16 protein-coding genes and 1 riboswitch are annotated in these 19154 nt (G+C 55.8%); of the genes, 10 read left to right on the top strand and 6 right to left on the bottom strand.

What is annotated here, in order from left to right; all coding sequences use genetic code 11:
• Both ilvI and leuO read right to left on the bottom strand, forming a co-directional pair.
• Window positions 1-1725, bottom strand: a complete 1725-nt coding sequence (gene ilvI, locus AB2B48_RS21675) for an acetolactate synthase 3 large subunit (protein ID WP_185668565.1) — start codon at window positions 1723-1725, stop codon at window positions 1-3.
• Window positions 1726-2117: 392 nt separating this feature from the next.
• A complete protein-coding gene (leuO, locus tag AB2B48_RS21670) occupies window positions 2118-3089 on the bottom strand; it encodes a transcriptional regulator LeuO (RefSeq protein WP_368300184.1) in 972 nt (323 codons plus the stop codon).
• A gap of 601 nt (window positions 3090-3690) precedes the next feature.
• On the opposite strand from leuO, the gene leuL reads away from it, so the two are divergent.
• The 5 genes from leuL to leuD all read left to right on the top strand — a co-directional run bounded on the left by leuL (window position 3691) and on the right by leuD (window position 8552).
• Window positions 3691-3777: a leu operon leader peptide gene (gene leuL, locus AB2B48_RS21665; protein WP_100249930.1), complete on the top strand. Its 87-nt coding sequence runs from the start codon at window positions 3691-3693 to the stop codon at window positions 3775-3777.
• 91 nt (window positions 3778-3868) lie between these two features.
• A complete protein-coding gene (gene leuA, locus AB2B48_RS21660) occupies window positions 3869-5440 on the top strand; it encodes a 2-isopropylmalate synthase (RefSeq protein WP_185668569.1) in 1572 nt (523 codons plus the stop codon).
• Window positions 5440-6531, top strand: coding sequence for a 3-isopropylmalate dehydrogenase (leuB, locus tag AB2B48_RS21655; protein WP_185668571.1), 1092 nt, complete (start codon window positions 5440-5442; stop codon window positions 6529-6531). Before leuA ends, leuB begins: the two co-directional genes overlap by 1 nt.
• Before the next feature lie 2 nt (window positions 6532-6533).
• Window positions 6534-7934 carry a 3-isopropylmalate dehydratase large subunit gene (leuC, locus tag AB2B48_RS21650; RefSeq protein ID WP_368300183.1) on the top strand — a complete coding sequence of 467 codons (1401 nt, stop codon included), beginning with the start codon at window positions 6534-6536 and terminating at the stop codon, window positions 7932-7934.
• Between the two features lie 12 nt (window positions 7935-7946).
• Window positions 7947-8552: a 3-isopropylmalate dehydratase small subunit gene (gene leuD / locus AB2B48_RS21645; protein WP_185668575.1), complete on the top strand. Its 606-nt coding sequence runs from the start codon at window positions 7947-7949 to the stop codon at window positions 8550-8552.
• Between the two features lie 103 nt (window positions 8553-8655).
• Here leuD and AB2B48_RS21640 read toward each other — a convergent pair whose 3' ends face one another.
• Window positions 8656-9834 (bottom strand): sugar efflux transporter, encoded by a 1179-nt coding sequence (locus AB2B48_RS21640; protein WP_368300182.1) that lies wholly within the window; start codon window positions 9832-9834, stop codon window positions 8656-8658.
• An 83-nt stretch (window positions 9835-9917) separates the two neighbouring features.
• Window positions 9918-10070 (bottom strand): glucose uptake inhibitor SgrT, encoded by a 153-nt coding sequence (gene sgrT, locus AB2B48_RS21635; RefSeq protein ID WP_185668577.1) that lies wholly within the window; start codon window positions 10068-10070, stop codon window positions 9918-9920.
• Between the two features lie 87 nt (window positions 10071-10157).
• On the opposite strand from sgrT, the gene sgrR reads away from it, so the two are divergent.
• The 4 genes from sgrR (at window position 10158) to thiQ (ending at window position 15349) form a co-directional block, all read left to right on the top strand.
• Entirely contained in the window at window positions 10158-11813 is a 1656-nt protein-coding gene (sgrR, locus tag AB2B48_RS21630; protein ID WP_368300180.1) for an HTH-type transcriptional regulator SgrR, read from the top strand.
• Between the two features lie 35 nt (window positions 11814-11848).
• Window positions 11849-12067, top strand: a riboswitch (TPP riboswitch).
• A 30-nt stretch (window positions 12068-12097) separates the two neighbouring features.
• On the top strand, window positions 12098-13081 hold the full coding sequence (gene thiB, locus AB2B48_RS21625; RefSeq protein ID WP_368300179.1) for a thiamine ABC transporter substrate binding subunit: 984 nt from the start codon (window positions 12098-12100) through the stop codon (window positions 13079-13081).
• Window positions 13057-14667: a thiamine/thiamine pyrophosphate ABC transporter permease ThiP gene (thiP, locus tag AB2B48_RS21620; protein WP_368300178.1), complete on the top strand. Its 1611-nt coding sequence runs from the start codon at window positions 13057-13059 to the stop codon at window positions 14665-14667. The genes thiB and thiP overlap by 25 nt, the downstream gene beginning before the upstream one ends.
• Window positions 14651-15349 carry a thiamine ABC transporter ATP-binding protein ThiQ gene (thiQ, locus tag AB2B48_RS21615; protein ID WP_368300177.1) on the top strand — a complete coding sequence of 233 codons (699 nt, stop codon included), beginning with the start codon at window positions 14651-14653 and terminating at the stop codon, window positions 15347-15349. The genes thiP and thiQ overlap by 17 nt, the downstream gene beginning before the upstream one ends.
• Window positions 15350-15359: 10 nt before the next feature.
• Here thiQ and AB2B48_RS21610 read toward each other — a convergent pair whose 3' ends face one another.
• Complete coding sequence (locus AB2B48_RS21610) at window positions 15360-16127, bottom strand: DedA family protein (RefSeq protein WP_220440733.1); 768 nt, start codon at window positions 16125-16127, stop codon at window positions 15360-15362.
• Window positions 16128-16256: 129 nt separating this feature from the next.
• Window positions 16257-17102 (bottom strand): arabinose operon transcriptional regulator AraC, encoded by an 846-nt coding sequence (gene araC, locus AB2B48_RS21605; RefSeq protein ID WP_368300176.1) that lies wholly within the window; start codon window positions 17100-17102, stop codon window positions 16257-16259.
• A gap of 338 nt (window positions 17103-17440) precedes the next feature.
• Here araC and araB point away from each other — a divergent pair, with 338 nt between their 5' ends.
• Window positions 17441-19147, top strand: a complete 1707-nt coding sequence (gene araB / locus AB2B48_RS21600) for a ribulokinase (protein ID WP_368300175.1) — start codon at window positions 17441-17443, stop codon at window positions 19145-19147.
• Window positions 19148-19154: the final 7 nt, after the last annotated feature.

Raw genomic sequence — 19154 nt, 5'->3', positions numbered from 1 at the left:
TCAGGTTCTCTCCGTTTTGCTCAGCCACATCTCGTCCATTGCCCCGCCGCGAATCTGCATCGGGTAGACGTGCTCGCTACCATCGACGCAGACGTCGACAAATACCAGGCGGTTATTGCGCACCTGCTCCAGCGCCTGTGCAAGCTTGCTCTCAAGCTCAGCGGGCTCGGTGATACGAATACCAACATGACCGTAGGCTTCCGCCAGGCGAACAAAGTCCGGCAGCGACTGCATATAGGACTGGGAGTGACGGCCAGAATAGATCATATCCTGCCACTGCTTCACCATGCCCAGATAACCGTTGTTCAGGTTTAGCACCAGCACCGGCAACTCGTACTGCAGCGCGGTTGAGAGCTCCTGAATGTTCATCTGAATGCTGCCGTCGCCGGTCACGCAGACCACGGTCTCTTCCGGCAGCGCCATCTTCACGCCAAGCGCCGCCGGCAGGCCGAAGCCCATGGTGCCGAGGCCGCCGGAGTTGATCCAACGACGCGGTTTATCAAACGGGTAATATAGCGCGGCAAACATCTGGTGCTGGCCCACGTCGGAGGTGACGTACGCTTCACCGTTGGTCAGCTTCCAGATAGTTTCCACTACCGCCTGCGGTTTAATCTGCCCGCTTTGAGTGTCATATTTCAGGCACTGACGTGCACGCCATTGCTCGATTTGCTGCCACCAGTCGCGGATCTCATCCAGCGGCTGCGCGGCGCTTTCCTGATCCAGCAGCTCCAGCATTTGATCCAACACTTGCCCCGCGTCGCCGACGATCGGAATATCAGCCGGTACCGTTTTAGAGATCGACGTTGGATCGATATCGATATGCAGCACCGTAGCATCCGGACAGTACTTCGCCAGGTTGTTGGTGGTGCGATCGTCAAAACGCACCCCGACGGCGAAAATCACGTCGGAGTGGTGCATCACCATATTGGCTTCATAGGTGCCGTGCATGCCCAGCATCCCCAGCGACTGACGATGCGTTGCCGGGAAACCGCCGAGCCCCATCAGCGAAGAGGCCACCGGCAGATTCAGTTTTTCAATCAGCGTACGCAGTTGCGTGTGGCATTCGGCGTTCACCACGCCGCCGCCCACATATACCACCGGTTTTTTCGCCGCGATAAGCGTCTGCAGCGCACGTTTGATCTGGCCTTTATGGCCGGTCGTGGTTGGGTTGTAAGAACGCATGCTGACCGCATCGGGCCAGACGTACGGGAGCTTCTTAGCCGGGTTCATAATATCTTTTGGCAGGTCAACCACCACCGGGCCAGGGCGGCCGCTGGCTGCCAGCCAGAATGCCTTCTTGAGCACGCCGGGAATATCTTCGGTCTGCTTCACCAGGAAACTGTGTTTCACCACCGGGCGCGAGATCCCAACCATGTCGCACTCCTGGAAGGCGTCATAGCCAATCAGCGACGTCGCTACCTGACCGGAGAGCACGACCAGTGGAATCGAGTCCATATAAGCCGTGGCAATACCGGTGATAGCGTTTGTCGCCCCAGGGCCGGAGGTGACCAGCACCACGCCCACTTCCCCGGTCGCACGCGCCAGGCCATCGGCCATATGCACCGCTGCCTGCTCATGGCGCACCAGCACATGGTCAATCCCCCCTACCGTATGCAGCGCGTCATAAATATCGAGGACGGCGCCTCCAGGGTAGCCAAATACCTGCTTTACGCCCTGATCGATTAACGATCGGACGACCATCTCGGCTCCAGACAACATCTCCATGGTTTGCCTCCCGGCTTCTGTGCTTAATGGCCCGAGAATTCATTTCTCTACGGCCATATGCCAGCGGTACGCGGTACGTCCACCGGCACTAAATTATCGGTAACGACCTAACATAACCGCTCGCCACAAGGCAGGCAATTCACACGTCTGACGTAGATGCGGTACTAAAAAGAGGAAAAATAAAGGGAAAAGGGAAAATGATGGAGGATTACTTCAATGCGAGGAAAAGAATAGCGTAGATGCTCGGGCGAATGGAGCCATTACAGCAAAACCTGCATTTTTCACTTTATTGCCCCGACGACTAACCGGCAATAACAGCATAAAATTCTTATTTGTCACAAATAGACAAAACAAACAGAATGCAAATGCACCCTGTTTGCCTTCGAAGTCGATTACTGCTGACGGCAGGCGTTAATCAACAGCTCTTCCATCCATTGATGGCCTTTATCGCGACCGGCCGCTTCATGCCAGGAAAGATAGCAGGTACGGCTGTTTAGCTTCATTGGCAGCGGTAAAATCTGCAGGTGGAGCTGTTCAGCAAACTCTTCGGCCAGACGACGTGGCGCCACGGCGACCATCTGGGTCTGGGAAACCACATTCAGTACGCTAATCAGCGCCATACCTTGATAGGCTACGCGGCTTTGCTTATCAATGGTGTCATACCACGGCTGGCTAAACGACGCATAGCGATCGAGAGACACAACGGCATGCTCTTCGTTATAAATATCGGTTTCCGTTACCGGACCATGCACTCGCGGGTGCTTGTTGCTCGCCACCAGAACCATTTCATCGTTAAAGAGTGGAATGCAGGCAAACTCCGGGCGGCGGAACTCTTCATAACCCAGCACAAACTCAATTTCCTGATAACGCAACTGATGTTCGGTGTTTTGATTTAATAATGATTTAAAAACCATATGAATATGCGGCGCAACTTCATTCACTTTATTGAGAATGACGGAAGTCAGATAATTATCGAGAGGGCTGCACACACAAAGATTAAATACGCGTTCGCTACTCAATGGTTCAAAACCTGAGCCGGGTAATTCATTTTGCACCAGCTGCAATGCTTGACGAACAGAGCCAAACAACTGGAATGCGCGCGCCGTCGGCTGAATACCGCGCCCATAGCGCACAAATAATTCATCATTGAACATGACTTTCAGGCGAGCGACAGCATTACTGACCGCAGGCTGCGACATGCCTAGCATGTGGGCTGCGCGCGTAATGTTTTGTTCCTGCATCACCGCATCAAATACGGTCAGCAAATTTAAATCAACCATCCGGAGCTGAGGTTTATTTCCTTCATTAGTTGATGTGCGTTGCTGCTCCGGCGCATTAATTACGCTATCAGACTCCAATGTCATACAAAACTCCCTTTGCAAAATAGCAAAAATATATTGAGGCTATATGATTTACCATGCATATAAGATCCAAAGAAGAGAATTCAATAAAAAATAGGAATATATAAAGAGGCAAAGCGATATTATTGATGAGTAAAAATCAAACTCATCTATATCACCAAGCGAATGACATGTAGTTTACCCATAGATCGTACGAATAGACAACAATCCAAAATCGGAACAATAAATTAAGTTTTATTAAAGTGTTTTATTTTTCTCGATTTTAAAATTAACATTTTATATCAAAAATGGCTTTTATCGATTTACAAAACAAGAGCCCATTTTAGATAACCATATATTTATCATGCAGATAGATTCAAACTTAAGAAATGTCAAACTCATGAGCATTTACGATGAATCGTGTTCAGATGCGACAAAGTATGTAATTCGTGAATTAACAAAAGAAACTATCATCTATGGATAACGGTATTTTTCAGCACAATTAGCTAATTCATCCGTTTCGTTTCCATATCGAAATCCCCTTCATTTTGTACGTCAGGGTTGACATCGGAAACCATATCCAGTACCACTAAAAGCATATCGAATTCATCTGGAGAATGATGACATGTTCCGTACCACTCGCTTCAACGGCCTACTACTACTAAACGCCTCTTCTGTGCGCGGTAGGCTGGTGTGCGACGTTCAACGTTAAGTCATCATCAGTTAAACGAAAAACCCGCGCCGCTGCGCGGGTTTTTTTATGCTCGTAGCAAGGCGCCCCAAGTTAACCAAGGACCTAAACCATGAGCCAGCAAGTCATTATTTTTGATACGACCTTACGTGATGGTGAACAGGCATTACAGGCAAGCCTGAGCGTGAAAGAGAAACTGCAGATTGCCTTTGCCCTCGAGCGTATGGGCGTTGACGTGATGGAAGTCGGGTTTCCGGTCTCTTCTCCGGGCGATTTTGAATCGGTACAGACCATCGCGCGCAACATTAAAAACAGCCGCGTCTGTGCGCTGGCTCGCTGCGTAGAGGCGGATATTGACGTTGCCGCCGAGTCATTAAAAGTGGCCGAAGCGTTCCGTATTCATACTTTTATTGCCACCTCGCCGATGCATATCGCCACCAAGCTGCGCAGCACGCTGGACGAAGTCATCGAGCGCGCAATCTATATGATTAAGCGGGCACGTAATTACACTGACGACGTCGAATTCTCCTGTGAAGATGCCGGTCGTACCCCAATTGACCAGTTGGCGCGCGTAGTAGAAGCCGCGATTAACGCGGGTGCAACCACCATCAACATTCCAGACACCGTCGGCTACACCCTGCCGTTTGAATTCTCCAACATTATTACCGGCCTGTACGAACGCGTTCCAAACATCGATAAAGCGATTATCTCCGTTCACACCCATGACGACTTGGGCATGGCGGTCGGTAACTCTCTGGCTGCGGTCCACGCAGGCGCTCGTCAGGTTGAAGGCGCGATGAATGGCATCGGTGAGCGCGCGGGTAACTGCTCGCTGGAAGAAGTGATCATGGCGATTAAAGTGCGCAAAGACATTATGAACGTGCACACCGCCATCAACCATAACGAAATCTGGCGTACCAGCCAGACCGTTAGCCAGATCTGCAACATGCCGATCCCGGCCAACAAAGCTATCGTCGGTACCGGCGCGTTCGCCCACTCCTCCGGTATCCACCAGGACGGCGTGCTGAAAAACCGCGAAAACTACGAAATCATGACCCCTGAGTCCATCGGTCTGAACCAGGTGCAGTTGAACCTGACCTCCCGCTCTGGCCGTGCCGCCGTGAAACACCGCATGGAAGAGATGGGCTACAAAGATACCGACTACAACATGGACCACCTGTACGACGCCTTCCTGAAGCTGGCGGACAAAAAAGGCCAGGTCTTCGATTACGACCTGGAAGCGCTGGCGTTCATCAACAAGCAGCAGGAAGAGCCAGAGCATTTCCGCCTGGATTATTTCAGCGTGCAGTCAGGCTCCAGCGATATCGCCACTGCATCCGTGAAGCTGGCCTGCGGTGAAGAAACTAAAGCCGAAGCTGCGAACGGTAACGGTCCGGTTGATGCGATTTACCAGGCGATTAACCGTATCACCGGCTACGACATTGAGTTGGTGAAATACGACCTGAACGCCAAAGGCCAGGGCAAAGACGCGCTGGGTCAGGTGGATATCGTCGTTAACTATAACGGTCGTCGCTTCCACGGCGTCGGTCTGGCAACGGATATCGTTGAATCCTCCGCCAAAGCGATGGTTCACGTGCTGAACAACATCTGGCGCGCCGCAGAAGTCGAAAAAGAGTTGCAACGCAAAATTAAGAATAACGAGAACAACAAGGAAACCGTGTAATGTCGAAGAATTACCATATTGCTGTGTTACCAGGTGACGGTATTGGCCCGGAAGTCATGACACAGGCATTGAAAGTACTGGAAGCCGTGCGTCAACGTTTTGATATGCGCATTACCACTAGCCATTACGACGTAGGCGGTATCGCCATCGATCGTCATGGCGAACCGCTGCCGAAGGCGACCGTTGACGGTTGCGACCAGGCGGACGCGATTTTGTTTGGCTCTGTGGGTGGCCCGAAATGGGAAAACCTGCCGCCGAACCAGCAGCCAGAGCGCGGCGCGCTGCTGCCGCTGCGTAAGCACTTCAAGCTGTTCAGCAACCTGCGTCCAGCTAAGCTGTATCAGGGGCTGGAAGAGTTCTGCCCGCTGCGCGCCGATATCGCCGCTAACGGCTTCGACATTCTGTGCGTCCGTGAACTGACCGGCGGTATCTACTTCGGCCAGCCGAAGGGGCGCGAAGGCAGCGGCCAGCACGAAAAAGCGTTTGATACCGAGGTGTATCACCGTTTTGAGATTGAACGTATTGCCCGTATTGCGTTTGAATCTGCACGCAAACGCCGTCACAAAGTGACCTCTATCGATAAATCCAACGTGCTGCAGTCCTCCATTTTGTGGCGCGAAATTGTCAGCGAAATCAGCAAAGAGTATGCCGACGTTGAGCTGGCACATATGTACATCGACAACGCCACCATGCAGCTGATTAAAGATCCGTCGCAGTTCGACGTAGTGCTGTGCTCCAACCTGTTCGGCGACATTCTCTCCGACGAGTGCGCGATGATCACCGGCTCGATGGGCATGCTGCCGTCTGCCAGCCTGAACGAAGAAGGTTTTGGCCTGTACGAACCTGCCGGTGGCTCCGCGCCGGATATCGCGGGCAAAAACATCGCCAACCCGATTGCGCAAATCCTCTCTCTGGCGCTGCTGCTGCGCTATAGCCTGGACGCCAACGACGCGGCAACTGCCATTGAAAATGCCATTAACCGTGCGCTGGAAGAAGGCGTACGGACCAGTGATTTAGCTCGCGGTGCCGCGGCAGTCAGTACCGATGAAATGGGCGACATCATCGCCCGCTATGTTGCCGAAGGGGTGTAATCATGGCGAAGACCTTATACGAAAAGTTGTTTGATGCTCACGTGGTTTATGAAGCGCCAAACGAAACGCCGCTGCTGTACATCGACCGCCACCTGGTGCATGAAGTCACGTCACCGCAGGCATTTGACGGCCTGCGCGCGCACAACCGCCCGGTGCGTCAGCCGGGTAAAACCTTCGCCACTATGGATCACAACGTCTCTACGCAGACCAAAGACATCAACGCCTCCGGCGAGATGGCGCGCATCCAGATGCAGGAACTGATTAAGAACTGCAACGAGTTTGGCGTCGAACTGTATGACCTGAACCACCCGTATCAGGGTATCGTGCACGTGATGGGGCCAGAACAGGGCGTGACCCTGCCAGGCATGACCATCGTCTGCGGCGACTCCCATACCGCGACGCACGGCGCATTTGGCGCACTGGCGTTTGGTATCGGCACCTCCGAAGTGGAACATGTGCTGGCAACCCAGACCCTGAAGCAGGGTCGTGCCAAAACCATGAAGATTGAAGTGAACGGCAAAGCGGCACCTGGCATCACTGCCAAAGACATCGTGCTGGCGATTATCGGTAAAACCGGCAGCGCAGGCGGCACCGGCCACGTGGTCGAGTTCTGCGGTCAGGCTATCCGTGATCTGAGCATGGAAGGCCGTATGACGCTGTGCAACATGGCGATTGAACTGGGTGCGAAAGCGGGCCTGGTGGCGCCAGACCAGACAACCTTCAACTATGTAGAAGGCCGTCTGCACGCGCCGAAAGGCAAAGATTTTGACGACGCGGTCACCTACTGGCAGACCCTGAAAACCGACGACGGCGCCACTTTCGACAGCGTAGTTATCCTGCAGGCCGAAGAAATTGCGCCACAGGTGACCTGGGGCACCAACCCAGGCCAGGTGATCTCCGTGAATGACAATATTCCGGACCCTGCCTCCTTTAACGATCCGGTAGAACGCGCCAGCGCCGAGAAAGCGCTGGCCTACATGGGCCTGAAGCCAGGCATTCCGCTGACCGACGTCGCGATTGATAAAGTATTTATCGGCTCCTGCACCAACTCGCGTATCGAAGACTTACGCGCGGCGGCAGAAATCGCCAAAGGCCGTAAAGTGGCTCCTGGGGTTCAGGCACTGGTTGTGCCTGGCTCCGGCCCGGTGAAAGCGCAGGCGGAAGCAGAAGGTCTGGATAAGATCTTTATCGAAGCGGGCTTTGAATGGCGTCTGCCGGGCTGCTCCATGTGCCTGGCAATGAACAACGATCGTCTGAACCCAGGCGAACGCTGCGCCTCGACCAGCAACCGTAACTTTGAAGGCCGTCAGGGCCGCGGTGGCCGTACCCATCTGGTCAGCCCGGCTATGGCCGCAGCGGCCGCGGTAACCGGCCATTTCGCCGACATTCGTAGCTTGAAATAAGGAAACACCATCATGGCTGAGAAATTTACCCAACATACGGGACTGGTGGTGCCGCTGGATGCCGCGAACGTCGATACCGATGCCATCATTCCAAAGCAGTTTTTGCAGAAAGTCACCCGCACTGGCTTTGGCGCACACCTGTTTAACGACTGGCGCTTCCTGGACGACAAAGGCGAGCAGCCGAACCCCGAGTTTGTGCTGAACTTCCCTGAGTTCAAAGGCGCTTCCATTCTGTTGGCGCGCGAAAACTTCGGCTGCGGTTCGTCACGCGAACACGCGCCGTGGGCGCTGACCGACTACGGTTTTAAAGTGGTGATTGCCCCAAGCTTTGCCGATATCTTCTACGGCAACAGCTTTAACAACCAGCTGCTGCCGGTCACTCTGAGCGATGCGCAGGTCGACGAAATGTTTGAATTGGTGAAAGCCAACCCGGGCATTACGTTTGAAGTGGATCTGGAAGCGCAGGTGGTGAAGGCGGGGGAGAAATCCTACAGCTTTAAAATTGACGACTTCCGTCGCCACTGCATGCTGAACGGGCTGGATAGCATTGGCCTGACGCTGCAGCATGAAGATGCGATTTCTGCTTACGAAAACAAGCAGCCGGCGTTTATGCAGTAATCCGTAACGCCGCTGCCTCCCCGGAGGCGGCGCGTTCGCGCCTTGTCCGGGCTACCGCTGTTAGTAGCCCGGCCGAGCGCAGCGACGCCGGGACTGCACCAGACTAAACGTCCTTCACCCGTCCGGTCATCACCAGCGTTACCACTGAAATCCCAGCTATTACCCAGTACACCGAGAAGTGGCCAAAGCTCTGCGCCAGCGCCCCCTGAATAATCCCCGCCAGAATCACCCCGGTTGAAATGCTGTTGGTAAACAGCGTGGTCGCCGCTCCCGCACGACCCGGCATCAGGTCCTGGAACCACAGCATGCCAATCCCGGCGACAATACCGATAAACACCGCATTAAACAGCTGAAGCACCAGCAACGACGTATGGCTATGGAAGAAGATCAGGCCGACGTAGAACAACACCCCGGCGGCCACCGCGGTTACCATCATCCGCCGCTTGCCGAAGCGCTTCACGTAGTATCCAGCGAGGATCATCGCCGGAATTTCCAGCCCCGCCGCCGTTCCCATCAGGATCCCCGCCAGGCTATCCGGCAGGCCGAGATCGCTGCTGATCCACAGCGGCATATCGATGATATACATGGTGTTACAGGTCCACATCAGCGTGGAGGCGATAAACAGCATCCGCACGTTGCTATCTTTCCAGCCGCTAATCTGATTCTGCACCGCATCGACAGGCTGTTCGACTCTGGCGACCGACGGTAGCGTCAGGGCAATCAGCGTCAGGCTGATGGCAAAAATCCCCGCAGCAATGGAAAACATGGCGGTAAAGCCATAGTTAAGTGCCAGCATGAAAGCCAGCGGCGGGCCAATCACCCACGCCAGCGACAGCTGCGCACGCATTATCGAACTGAACATCACCACTTCACGCGCCGAGCTATCGGCATATTCACGCGCCAGCGCGAACAGCTGCGGCATCGCGGCGTTGGCGATCGAGGCCAGCAGCACGCCGCAGGTAATCAGCGTCAGGTAGTGGCGATTGAAGGCAAAGAGCAACGCGTTGCCCACTGCCATCAGGCAGCAGAACATGATCAGCTTGCGCCGGTCACCCCGGTTATCGGATCGTTTTGCCAGCCCGAGGCTGACGACGATCCCGGCGATGGCGTTGACGGTATAGAACAACCCTACCCAGAACGGCTGCACACCGACTTCTCGGCTGAGATATAGACTCAGCGTCGGCGCCTGCAATGCCCCCGCTATGCCCATCATAAACGCCACCAGCATAAAGGCGGCATACACACCGTTGAGACGTCGTCCCATCGTCATTAACCAGAGCATCAGAGATCCTTTCGCGAAAGAATAAAAAAAAGCCAGCAGATGATACCTGCTGGCAAATACTCAGTCACACATGATTAGGCGAATTAATGCTCAGAGGTCGGTTTCGTAACTTCCCACTGCATCAGAAAATTCAGCACTTCAAGCCGCTGTGCGGTCGCCTGACGGGCCAGCCAGGAAACATTTTTGGTAGCAGAGAAATAACGCTGGTAGAACTGATGGATGGTAGACCTCTTCATAGACACCTCCTCGCTTCATCGAAATCAATTATTGGCCTAATATAGGGATTAATAAATTGCTGAGTTTTTATCAGGAGTTCCCCTTTTATGCCTTCAGGTCGATTACAGCAGCAGTTCATCCGTTTATGGCAGTGCTGCGAGGGAAAATCGCAAGAGACCACGCTCAACTCACTGGCCGAGCTGCTCAACTGCTCTCGCCGCCATATGCGCACGCTTTTGAACACCATGGAGGCGCGGGGATGGCTGACCTGGGAGGCGGAAGCCGGGCGCGGCAAGCGCTCTAAGCTGACTTTCCTCTATACCGGTCTGGCGCTTCAGCAGCAGCGCGCGGAAGACCTGCTCGAGCAGGATCGGATAGATCAGCTGGTGCAATTGGTCGGTGACAAGGCCGCGGTACGTCAGATGCTGGTGTCGCATCTGGGCCGCAGCTTCCGTCAGGGGCGACATATTCTGCGGGTGCTTTACTACCGTCCGATGCGCAATTTGCTGCCGGGAACGGCGCTTCGGCGCTCGGAAACCCATATTGCGCGGCAAATTTTCAGCGCGTTGACCCGGGTAAATGAGGTAAATGGGGAACTGGAAGCGGATATTGCGCACCATTGGCAGGCCATATCCCCATTACACTGGCGTTTTTATTTGCGTCCCGGCATCCATTTTCATCACGGTCGCGAACTGGAGATGGACGACGTTATCACTTCGCTGCATCGCAGCATGACGCTGTCGCTCTTTTCCAACATCACGCGCATTCATTCCCCTACCGCCTGGACGCTCGATGTCCATCTGAGCGAACCCGACCGCTGGCTGCCGTGGCTGCTGGGCCAGGTATCGGCGATGATCCTGCCGCGCGAATGGCAATCGCTCAGCGACTTCTCGCGCATGCCGGTGGGTACCGGGCCGTATGCGGTCGCCCGCAACAATCAAAACCAGCTGAAGATCCACGCATTTGATGACTACTTCGGTTTCCGGGCGCTGATTGACGAAGTGAACGTCTGGGTGCTGCCGGAAATCAGCGATGAGCCGAACGGCGGCCTGACGCTTCAGGGCACTACCCAGAGCGAAAAAGCGGTAGAAAGCCGCCTCGAAGAGGGTTGTTACTATCTGCTGTTTGATGCGCGCAGTTCACGCGGCAACAACCCGGCTGTGCGTCAGTGGCTGAGCCACATTTTCCACCCGAACAACCTGCTGTATCACGCAGGCGAGCAGCACCAGAGCCACTGGTTCCCGGCCTACGGCCTGCTGCCGCGCTGGCACCATGCCCGTAGCCACGCCTGTGAAAAACCGGCAGGTCTTGAGTCGGTCACCCTCACCTACTACCGCGATCACGTAGAACATCGGACGATCGGTCAGATCATGGAGGCGCTGCTGGCGGCGCACCAGGTCAAACTGGTTATCCAGGAAGTGGATTACGACGAATGGCATCGCGGCGAAGTGGTCAGCGATATCTGGCTGAACAGCGCCAACTTCACGCTGCCGCTCGATTTCTCGATCTTTGCCTACCTTTATGAAGTGCCGCTGATCCGCCACTGCATTCCCATCGACTGGGAGCAGGACGCGCAGCACTGGCGCGAAGGAGAGCTTTCACTGCCCGACTGGTGCCAAAGTCTGCTGGCAAATCAGTCCATTGTGCCGCTGATCCACCACTGGCTGATGCTACAAGGCCAGCGCAGTATGCGCGGCGTTCGCATGAACACCCTGGGCTGGTTCGACTTTAAATCGGCCTGGTTTGCACCGCCGGATCCTTAAGGCTTTAGATTTATTCACGTAATCATTACAATGTGCCGTTCTCAACGGGGTGCTGATAAACATACACAAAATCATTCGTGCTGTATCAAGGCGGCAAGTGAGTGAGTCCCCAGGAGCATAGATAACTATGTGACTGGGGCGAGCGAGCGTAGCCAACGCAGAGACAGCGCGAAGGATGAAGTGTATGGGCTGAGAGATACCCGTCGAACCTGATCCGGATAATCCCGGCGAAGGGATTTGAGGCTAACTCAAAATCCTTTGCCACCATTTTATAAAGGTGCAAAGTGCTCAAAAAATTACTCCCCCTGCTGGTGCTGGTTGCCGCTCCGGCCCTCGCAAAGCCTGTACTGACCGTCTATACCTATGACTCCTTTGCTGCCGATTGGGGCCCGGGCCCGGCGGTGAAAAAAGCGTTTGAAGCCGACTGCAACTGCGAGCTGAAGTACGTGGCGCTGGAAGACGGCGTTTCGCTGCTCAACCGCCTGCGCATGGAAGGCAAAAACAGCAAAGCCGATGTGGTGCTGGGGCTGGATAACAACCTGCTGCAGGCGGCAACCGACACTAAACTGTTTGCCAAAAGCAACGTTTCCACCGCCGACGTTACCGTACCGGGCGGCTGGAACAACGACACCTTCGTACCGTTCGACTACGGCTACTTCGCCTTCGTCTATGACAAAAACAAACTGAAGAACCCGCCGAAAAGCCTGAAGGAACTGGTTGAGAGCGACCAGAAATGGCGCGTGATTTACGAAGACCCGCGCACCAGCACACCGGGGCTTGGCCTGCTGCTGTGGATGCAAAAAGTCTACGGCGACAAAGCGCCGGAAGCCTGGCAGAAGCTGGCGGCGAAAACGGTCACCGTCACCAAAGGCTGGAGCGAAGCCTACGGCCTGTTCCTGAAAGGGGAAAGCGATCTGGTGCTGAGCTACACCACCTCTCCGGCGTACCACATCATCGACGAGAAGAAAGACAACTACGCGGCGGCGAACTTTAGCGAAGGCCACTATCTGCAGGTGGAAGTGGCGGCGAAAACCGCAGCCAGCAAACAGCAGAAGCTGGCAGATGAGTTCCTGACGTTTATGGTCTCTCCGGCCTTCCAGAACACCATCCCAACCGGCAACTGGATGTACCCGGTGACCAACGTCACCCTGCCAGACGGCTTTAATGGTCTGGTGAAACCGCAAACCGCGCTGGAGTTTACCCCGCAGCAGGTGGCTTCCGAACGTCAAAACTGGATTAACGCATGGCTTCGCGCAGCCAGCCGCTAATCCCTCGCTGGCTGTATCCAGGGCTGACGGCAACCACGCTGATGGTTGCCGTCGCGCTGGCGGCGTTTCTGGCGCTGTGGCTAAACGCGCCGGAAACGTCGTGGTCAACGCTGCTCGGCGATAGCTATCTGTGGCACGTGGTGCGCTTCTCCTTCTGGCAGGCGTTCCTGTCAGCACTGCTGTCGGTCGTACCCGCTATTTTCCTTGCCCGCGCGCTTTACCGACGACGTTTTCCCGGCCGTACGCTGCTGCTGCGGCTGTGCGCCATGACGCTAATTCTACCCGTGCTGGTCGCCGTCTTCGGTATTCTGAGCGTTTACGGGCGTCAGGGCTGGTTGGCCCAGCTTTTTGCCTGGCTTGGCTGGCAGTGGCGCTTCTCGCCCTACGGTCTGCAGGGCATTCTGCTCGCGCACGTCTTCTTTAATATGCCAATGGCGACCCGCCTGCTATTACAGGCGCTGGAGCAGATCCCCGGCGAGCAGCGCCAGCTTGCTGCGCAACTGGGAATGCGTGGCTACCCGTTCTTCCGTCTGGTGGAATGGCCGTGGATGCGCCGGCAAATTCTGCCCATCGCCACGCTGATTTTCATGCTCTGCTTCGCCAGCTTTGCCACCGTACTATCGCTCGGCGGCGGGCCGTCCGCGACGACCATCGAGCTGGCTATCTACCAGTCGCTGAACTTTGATTACGACCCGGCGCGCGCAGCGATGCTGGCGCTGATTCAGATGGGCTGCTGTTTGATGCTGGTGCTGTTAAGCCAGCGATTAAGCCGGGCGATTGCCGTCGGCAACAGCCACGTTCACGGCTGGCGCGATCCGGACGACCGCTGGCACAGCCGGATAACTGACTCCGTTCTGATTCTTCTCACCCTGCTGCTGCTGCTCCCCCCGCTGCTGGCAGTGGTAATTGACGGGGTCAATCCGTCGATGTTGCAGGTCTTTACCCAGCCGGTACTCTGGCAGGCGCTGGGCACCTCGTTACGCATCGCTATTGCCGCCGGGGTAATCTGCGTAGCGCTGACCATGATGCTGTTGTGGAGCAGTCGCGAGCTGCGCGCCCGCAACCAGCCGCTCGCCGGGCAGGCGATGGAGCTAAGCGGCATGCTGATCCTCGCCATGCCGGGTATCGTACTGGCGACCGGCTTCTTCCTGTTGCTCAACAATACCGTTGGCCTGCCCGACTCCGCCGACGGCATTGTGATTTTCACCAACGCCCTGATGGCAGTGCCTTATGCCCTCAAGGTGCTGGAAACGCCAATGCGCGATATTACCGCCCGCTACAGCATCCTGTGTGAATCGCTGGGGCTTTCTGGCTTTAATCGCCTGAAGGTGGTTGAACTGCGTGCCCTAAAACGCCCGTTAGCGCAGGCACTGGCTTTTGCCTGTGTGCTGTCGATTGGTGATTTCGGTGTGGTCGCGCTGTTCGGCAATGAGAATTTCCGTACGCTGCCGTTTTATCTCTATCAGCAAATCGGCGCCTACCGCAGCCAGGACGGCGCGGTCACCGCGCTGATTCTGCTGCTGCTCTGCTTCCTGTTGTTCACCGTTATTGAAAAGTTACCTGGACGCCATGCTAAAACTGAATGATGTCACCTGGCTTTACCAGCACCTTCCGATGCGCTTTAGCACCTCGATTGCCCAGGGCGAAAAAGTGGCTATTCTCGGCCCCAGCGGTGCGGGGAAATCGACGCTGCTCAACCTGATAGCCGGCTTTCTGACGCCTGCCAGCGGTACGCTGATGCTCGAAGGCCGGGTGCATACTCATACGCCGCCTTCGCAGCGCCCGGTGTCGATGTTGTTTCAGGAAAACAATCTCTTCAGCCACCTGACCGTGTGTCAGAACATTGGGCTGGGCATGAGTCCACGTCTCTCACTCACCGCGGAGCAGCAACGAAAGTTACAGGTGATTGCCGGGCAGATGGGCATTGAATCGATGCTGGACAGGCTGCCAGGAGAGCTCTCCGGCGGGCAACGTCAACGCGCCGCGCTGGCGCGTTGTCTGGTGCGCCAGCAGCCGATTTTACTGCTGGATGAACCGTTTTCGGCACTCGACCCAGCGCTGCGTCAGGAGATGCTACAGCTGGTTGATGAAGTGTGTCAGCGGCAAAACTTAACGCTGCTGATGGTTTCACACAGCGTGGAAGACGCGGCCAGGATTGCACCGCGCGCGATGGTGGTCGCGGAAGGGCGTATCGCCTGGGATGGCAACACGCAGGAATTACTAAGCGGGAAAGCTAGCGCATCCGCGCTGCTCGGTATTCATGCGTGATGTTCACACATTACCACCCCACTACCTTACGCAAAATCTCGATATACACCGGCATCAGTGGGTGACGAATTACGCTCACCAGCGCCACCACGCCCACACCCAGTATCAGCGGTGCCAGCAACAGCAGGCGCTGGCGCGTTAACAGCGTGCTCAGGCGATCGTGATTCTCTTTTGCGCTGCGCCATAAGCGCCAGCACAGCCACGCCGCCAGCCACAGCAACAGCGCCGCCGCCAGCAGCAGCCATTTAAAGCTTGCGCTGTGCTCATCCGCAGGAATGTCGATAGCTGCCCCGGCGAGAATACCCGGCAGGAAGTAGAGCGGCGGCCACAGTAAGCAGCCAATGATATTGGGGGTGATAAATTTGGAGACCGGCAGGTCAAGCATACCGGCGACCATCGGCACCAGCGGGCGCGTCGGGCCGACAAAGCGCCCCACCAGAATAGTGAACATACTGTGCTGATGCAGCGCATGCTCGGTTTTATCCAGTAGGGATTTGTTTTTCTTCATAAATGACCAGCGATGCAGCGGCTTTTTAAAGCGCCAGCCCAGCCAGAAAGAGACCCAATCGCCCAGCAGGCAGCCAATAATGCCCACCAGCCACGCCTGCCAGAAGTTCACCTCACCGCTACCGATAAGCGCGCCCAGCCCGGCCATCATCACGGTACCCGGCAGAATCAACCCGACCAGCGCCAGAGATTCCAGAAATGCCACCAGCGCCACCGCAATCAGAGAATAGGTCGTGGACTGAGTAATAAAGTGTTCCAGCAGTGCTTGCATAGTGTGTCCGGTTTGAAAACGAAGCAGGGATTCTCCAGAGCGTCTCCCCTATCGTCAAGCCTTCAATTGTCTTTAGAGTTTACTGGCAAAGACAAAAACCAACACACCGCATTTCCTTTTCTTTACTTTTTATTCACACCCTGCACGAAATTCGCTAGGGCTCGCGCCAGTACATTTTTTAAATACGCGGGAGAAATAGAGCTGATCCTCAAAGCCGACGTTGCGCCCTACCGTGGCGATAGGCATGCGCGTGGTGCTGAGCAGCAGCTTCGCCTGGCTGATGCGTTGATCCTCGCGCCAGCTCAGCACGCTCACCCCAAGCTGTTGGCGGAACAGGTGCGACAGACGCGACGGCGATAGGCACACGTGCTGCGCCACGCTGGCGATATCGAAATGGCTATCTGCAAGGTGGTCGCTGATGTACTGGCAGGCGTCGCGTACACGGTTGTCCATCGGCGGATGCAGCGATTCATTGATGGCTTCCATACGGCGCAACAGCAACTGCTCCAGCAGGTTAATCGCCAGATGCTCTGAGTAGCGCCCGATGCCCTGCCCGGCGTCGATAATCGTGCCAAACAGCTCAGAGATTTCCGCCTGATGCGCTTCGTCCGGGCGATAAAAACCGGTCTGCGCGACGATAGCCGGCCAGTTGAGCCACTCGTGCCAGTAGGCGCGCGGGCGGAAGTAAACCCATTGGTGATACCACTCGCTGGCGTCCGGATGGCGGCCATAGTGGTGAATCTCACCCGGCGGGAACAGCAGCATATCGCCCTGTCGACAGACGAACTGCTTGCCCTGATTTTCTATCACCCCTTCACCGCGCACCGTCAGGTTGAGGATAAACCCCTTCATACCCAGCGGACGATCGATAAAGAAATCCAGGTAGCCACCGGCTTCAATCGGCGTTAAGCCGGCGACCAGATGGGCGTTAAATGAATAGCCCGGTAGCAGGGGATCGTTTTGCATTTCAGCCATGGCTGCTCGCTCTCGCTTATCTCAGAAGAAACCAATTATCCATATTCGGCTTTTTAGCGTTATCCCCAGCATGCTATAGGCGCAATGTCGACCTTGCTTCAGACACCCCTTGATGAACAAGGCATTCAGAGAGCAAATCCGCGAATCAGCCCTCTTCAGGGTAACAACTAAAGTGTCTATAAAGACGGCAGAAAAGTCCACATTGAATATTTGCACGGCGTCACACTTTGAATGGTCACAGCAAGATTATCCATAAGATTAGCGGTTCCAGCCTGACGGTTTTTGGCGGGGATATCTACTGTTTCACTATCACGTATTCTTTGAGATGGAGTAACACGATGGCAATCGCAATTGGCCTCGATTTTGGCAGTGACTCAGTCCGCGCCCTGGCGGTAGATTGTGCGACGGGTGAAGAGATCGCGACCAGCGTCGAATGGTATCCACGCTGGCAGGAAGGGCGTTTCTGCGACGCGCCAAATAACCGTTTTCGCCACCATCCACGCGACTATATCGAATCAATGGAAGCCGCGCTGAAAGGCGTACTGGCCGAACTCTCCAGCGCACAACGTGCTGATGTGGTCGGTATTGGCGTCGACAGCACCGGCTCAACGCCCGCGCCTATTGATGCCGACGGCAACGTGCTGGCACTCAAAGAGGAGTTTGCCAACAACCCGAACGCCATGTTCGTGCTGTGGAAAGACCATACCGCGGTGGAAGAGGCGGAAGCCATCACCCGCCTGTGTCACCAGCCGGGCAAAGAAGACTACTCCCGCTATATTGGCGGCATTTATTCCAGCGAATGGTTCTGGGCCAAAATCCTGCACGTTACCCGCGAAGACAGCGCGGTGGCGCAGGCTGCCGCCTCGTGGATTGAGCTGTGCGACTGGGTTCCTGCCCTGCTCTCCGGCACCACTCGCCCGCAGGATATTCGCCGCGGTCGCTGCAGCGCCGGGCATAAATCGCTGTGGCATGAAAGCTGGGGCGGCCTGCCGCCGGCAGCATTCTTCGATGAACTCGACCCGATTCTGAATCAGCACCTGCCGTGCCCAATGTTTAGCGAAACCTGGACGGCGGATGTTCCGGTCGGCAACTTGACAGCCGACTGGGCCGAACGCCTGGGGCTCTCCACCAAAGTGGCTATCTCCGGCGGCGCGTTTGACTGCCATATGGGCGCCGTTGGCGCAGGTGCGCAGCCTAATGCGCTGGTGAAAGTTATCGGCACCTCAACCTGCGACATCTTAATTGCCGACAAAAACAGCGTCGGTAGCCGTACGGTAAAAGGCATCTGTGGCCAGGTTGACGGCAGCGTAGTACCGAATTTTATCGGCATGGAAGCGGGCCAATCCGCCTTCGGCGATATCTACGCCTGGTTTGGCCGCGTGCTCGGCTGGCCGCTGGAGCAGCTTGCCGCACAACATCCTGAGCTAAAAGCGCAGATCAAAGCCAGCCAGAAACAGCTACTGCCTGCGCTCACCGAAGCCTGGGCAAGCAATCCTTCTCTCGACCATCTACCGGTAGTGCTCGACTGGTTTAACGGCCGCCGTACCCCGAATGCGAACCAGCGTTTGAAGGGGGTCATCACCGATCTTAACCTCGCCACCGATGCCCCGGCGCTGTTCGGCGGGCTGATTGCCGCCACTGCTTTTGGCGCGCGCGCCATTATGGAGTGCTTCACCGAGCAGGGGATTCCGGTCAACAACGTGATGGCACTGGGCGGCATCGCCCGTAAAAACCGCGTCATCATGCAGGCCTGCTGCGACGTTCTGAACCGTCCGCTGCAAATTGTGGCCTCTGACCAATGCTGTGCGCTGGGCGCGGCCATTTTTGCCGCCGTTGCCGCACGCGTGCATACCGATATTCCTGCGGCCCAGCGACAGATGGCAAGCCAGGTTGAACACACCTTACAGCCGCGCCCACAGCAGGCTCAGCGCTTTGAAGAACTCTATCAGCGCTATCTGCAGTGGGCCGTGAGCGCCGAACAACATTATCTCCCTGCTGCATCCTCGGAAAAATCCGCGGCCTCTCAGGCAGCCCTGACTCATTAAAGGATAC

Source organism: Kluyvera sichuanensis (assembly GCF_040930405.1).
GTDB classification, from domain to species: domain Bacteria; phylum Pseudomonadota; class Gammaproteobacteria; order Enterobacterales; family Enterobacteriaceae; genus Kluyvera; species Kluyvera sichuanensis.
The sequence above is the reverse complement of the archived record's forward strand: the minus strand, read 5'-3'. Positions and strand labels throughout refer to the sequence as shown.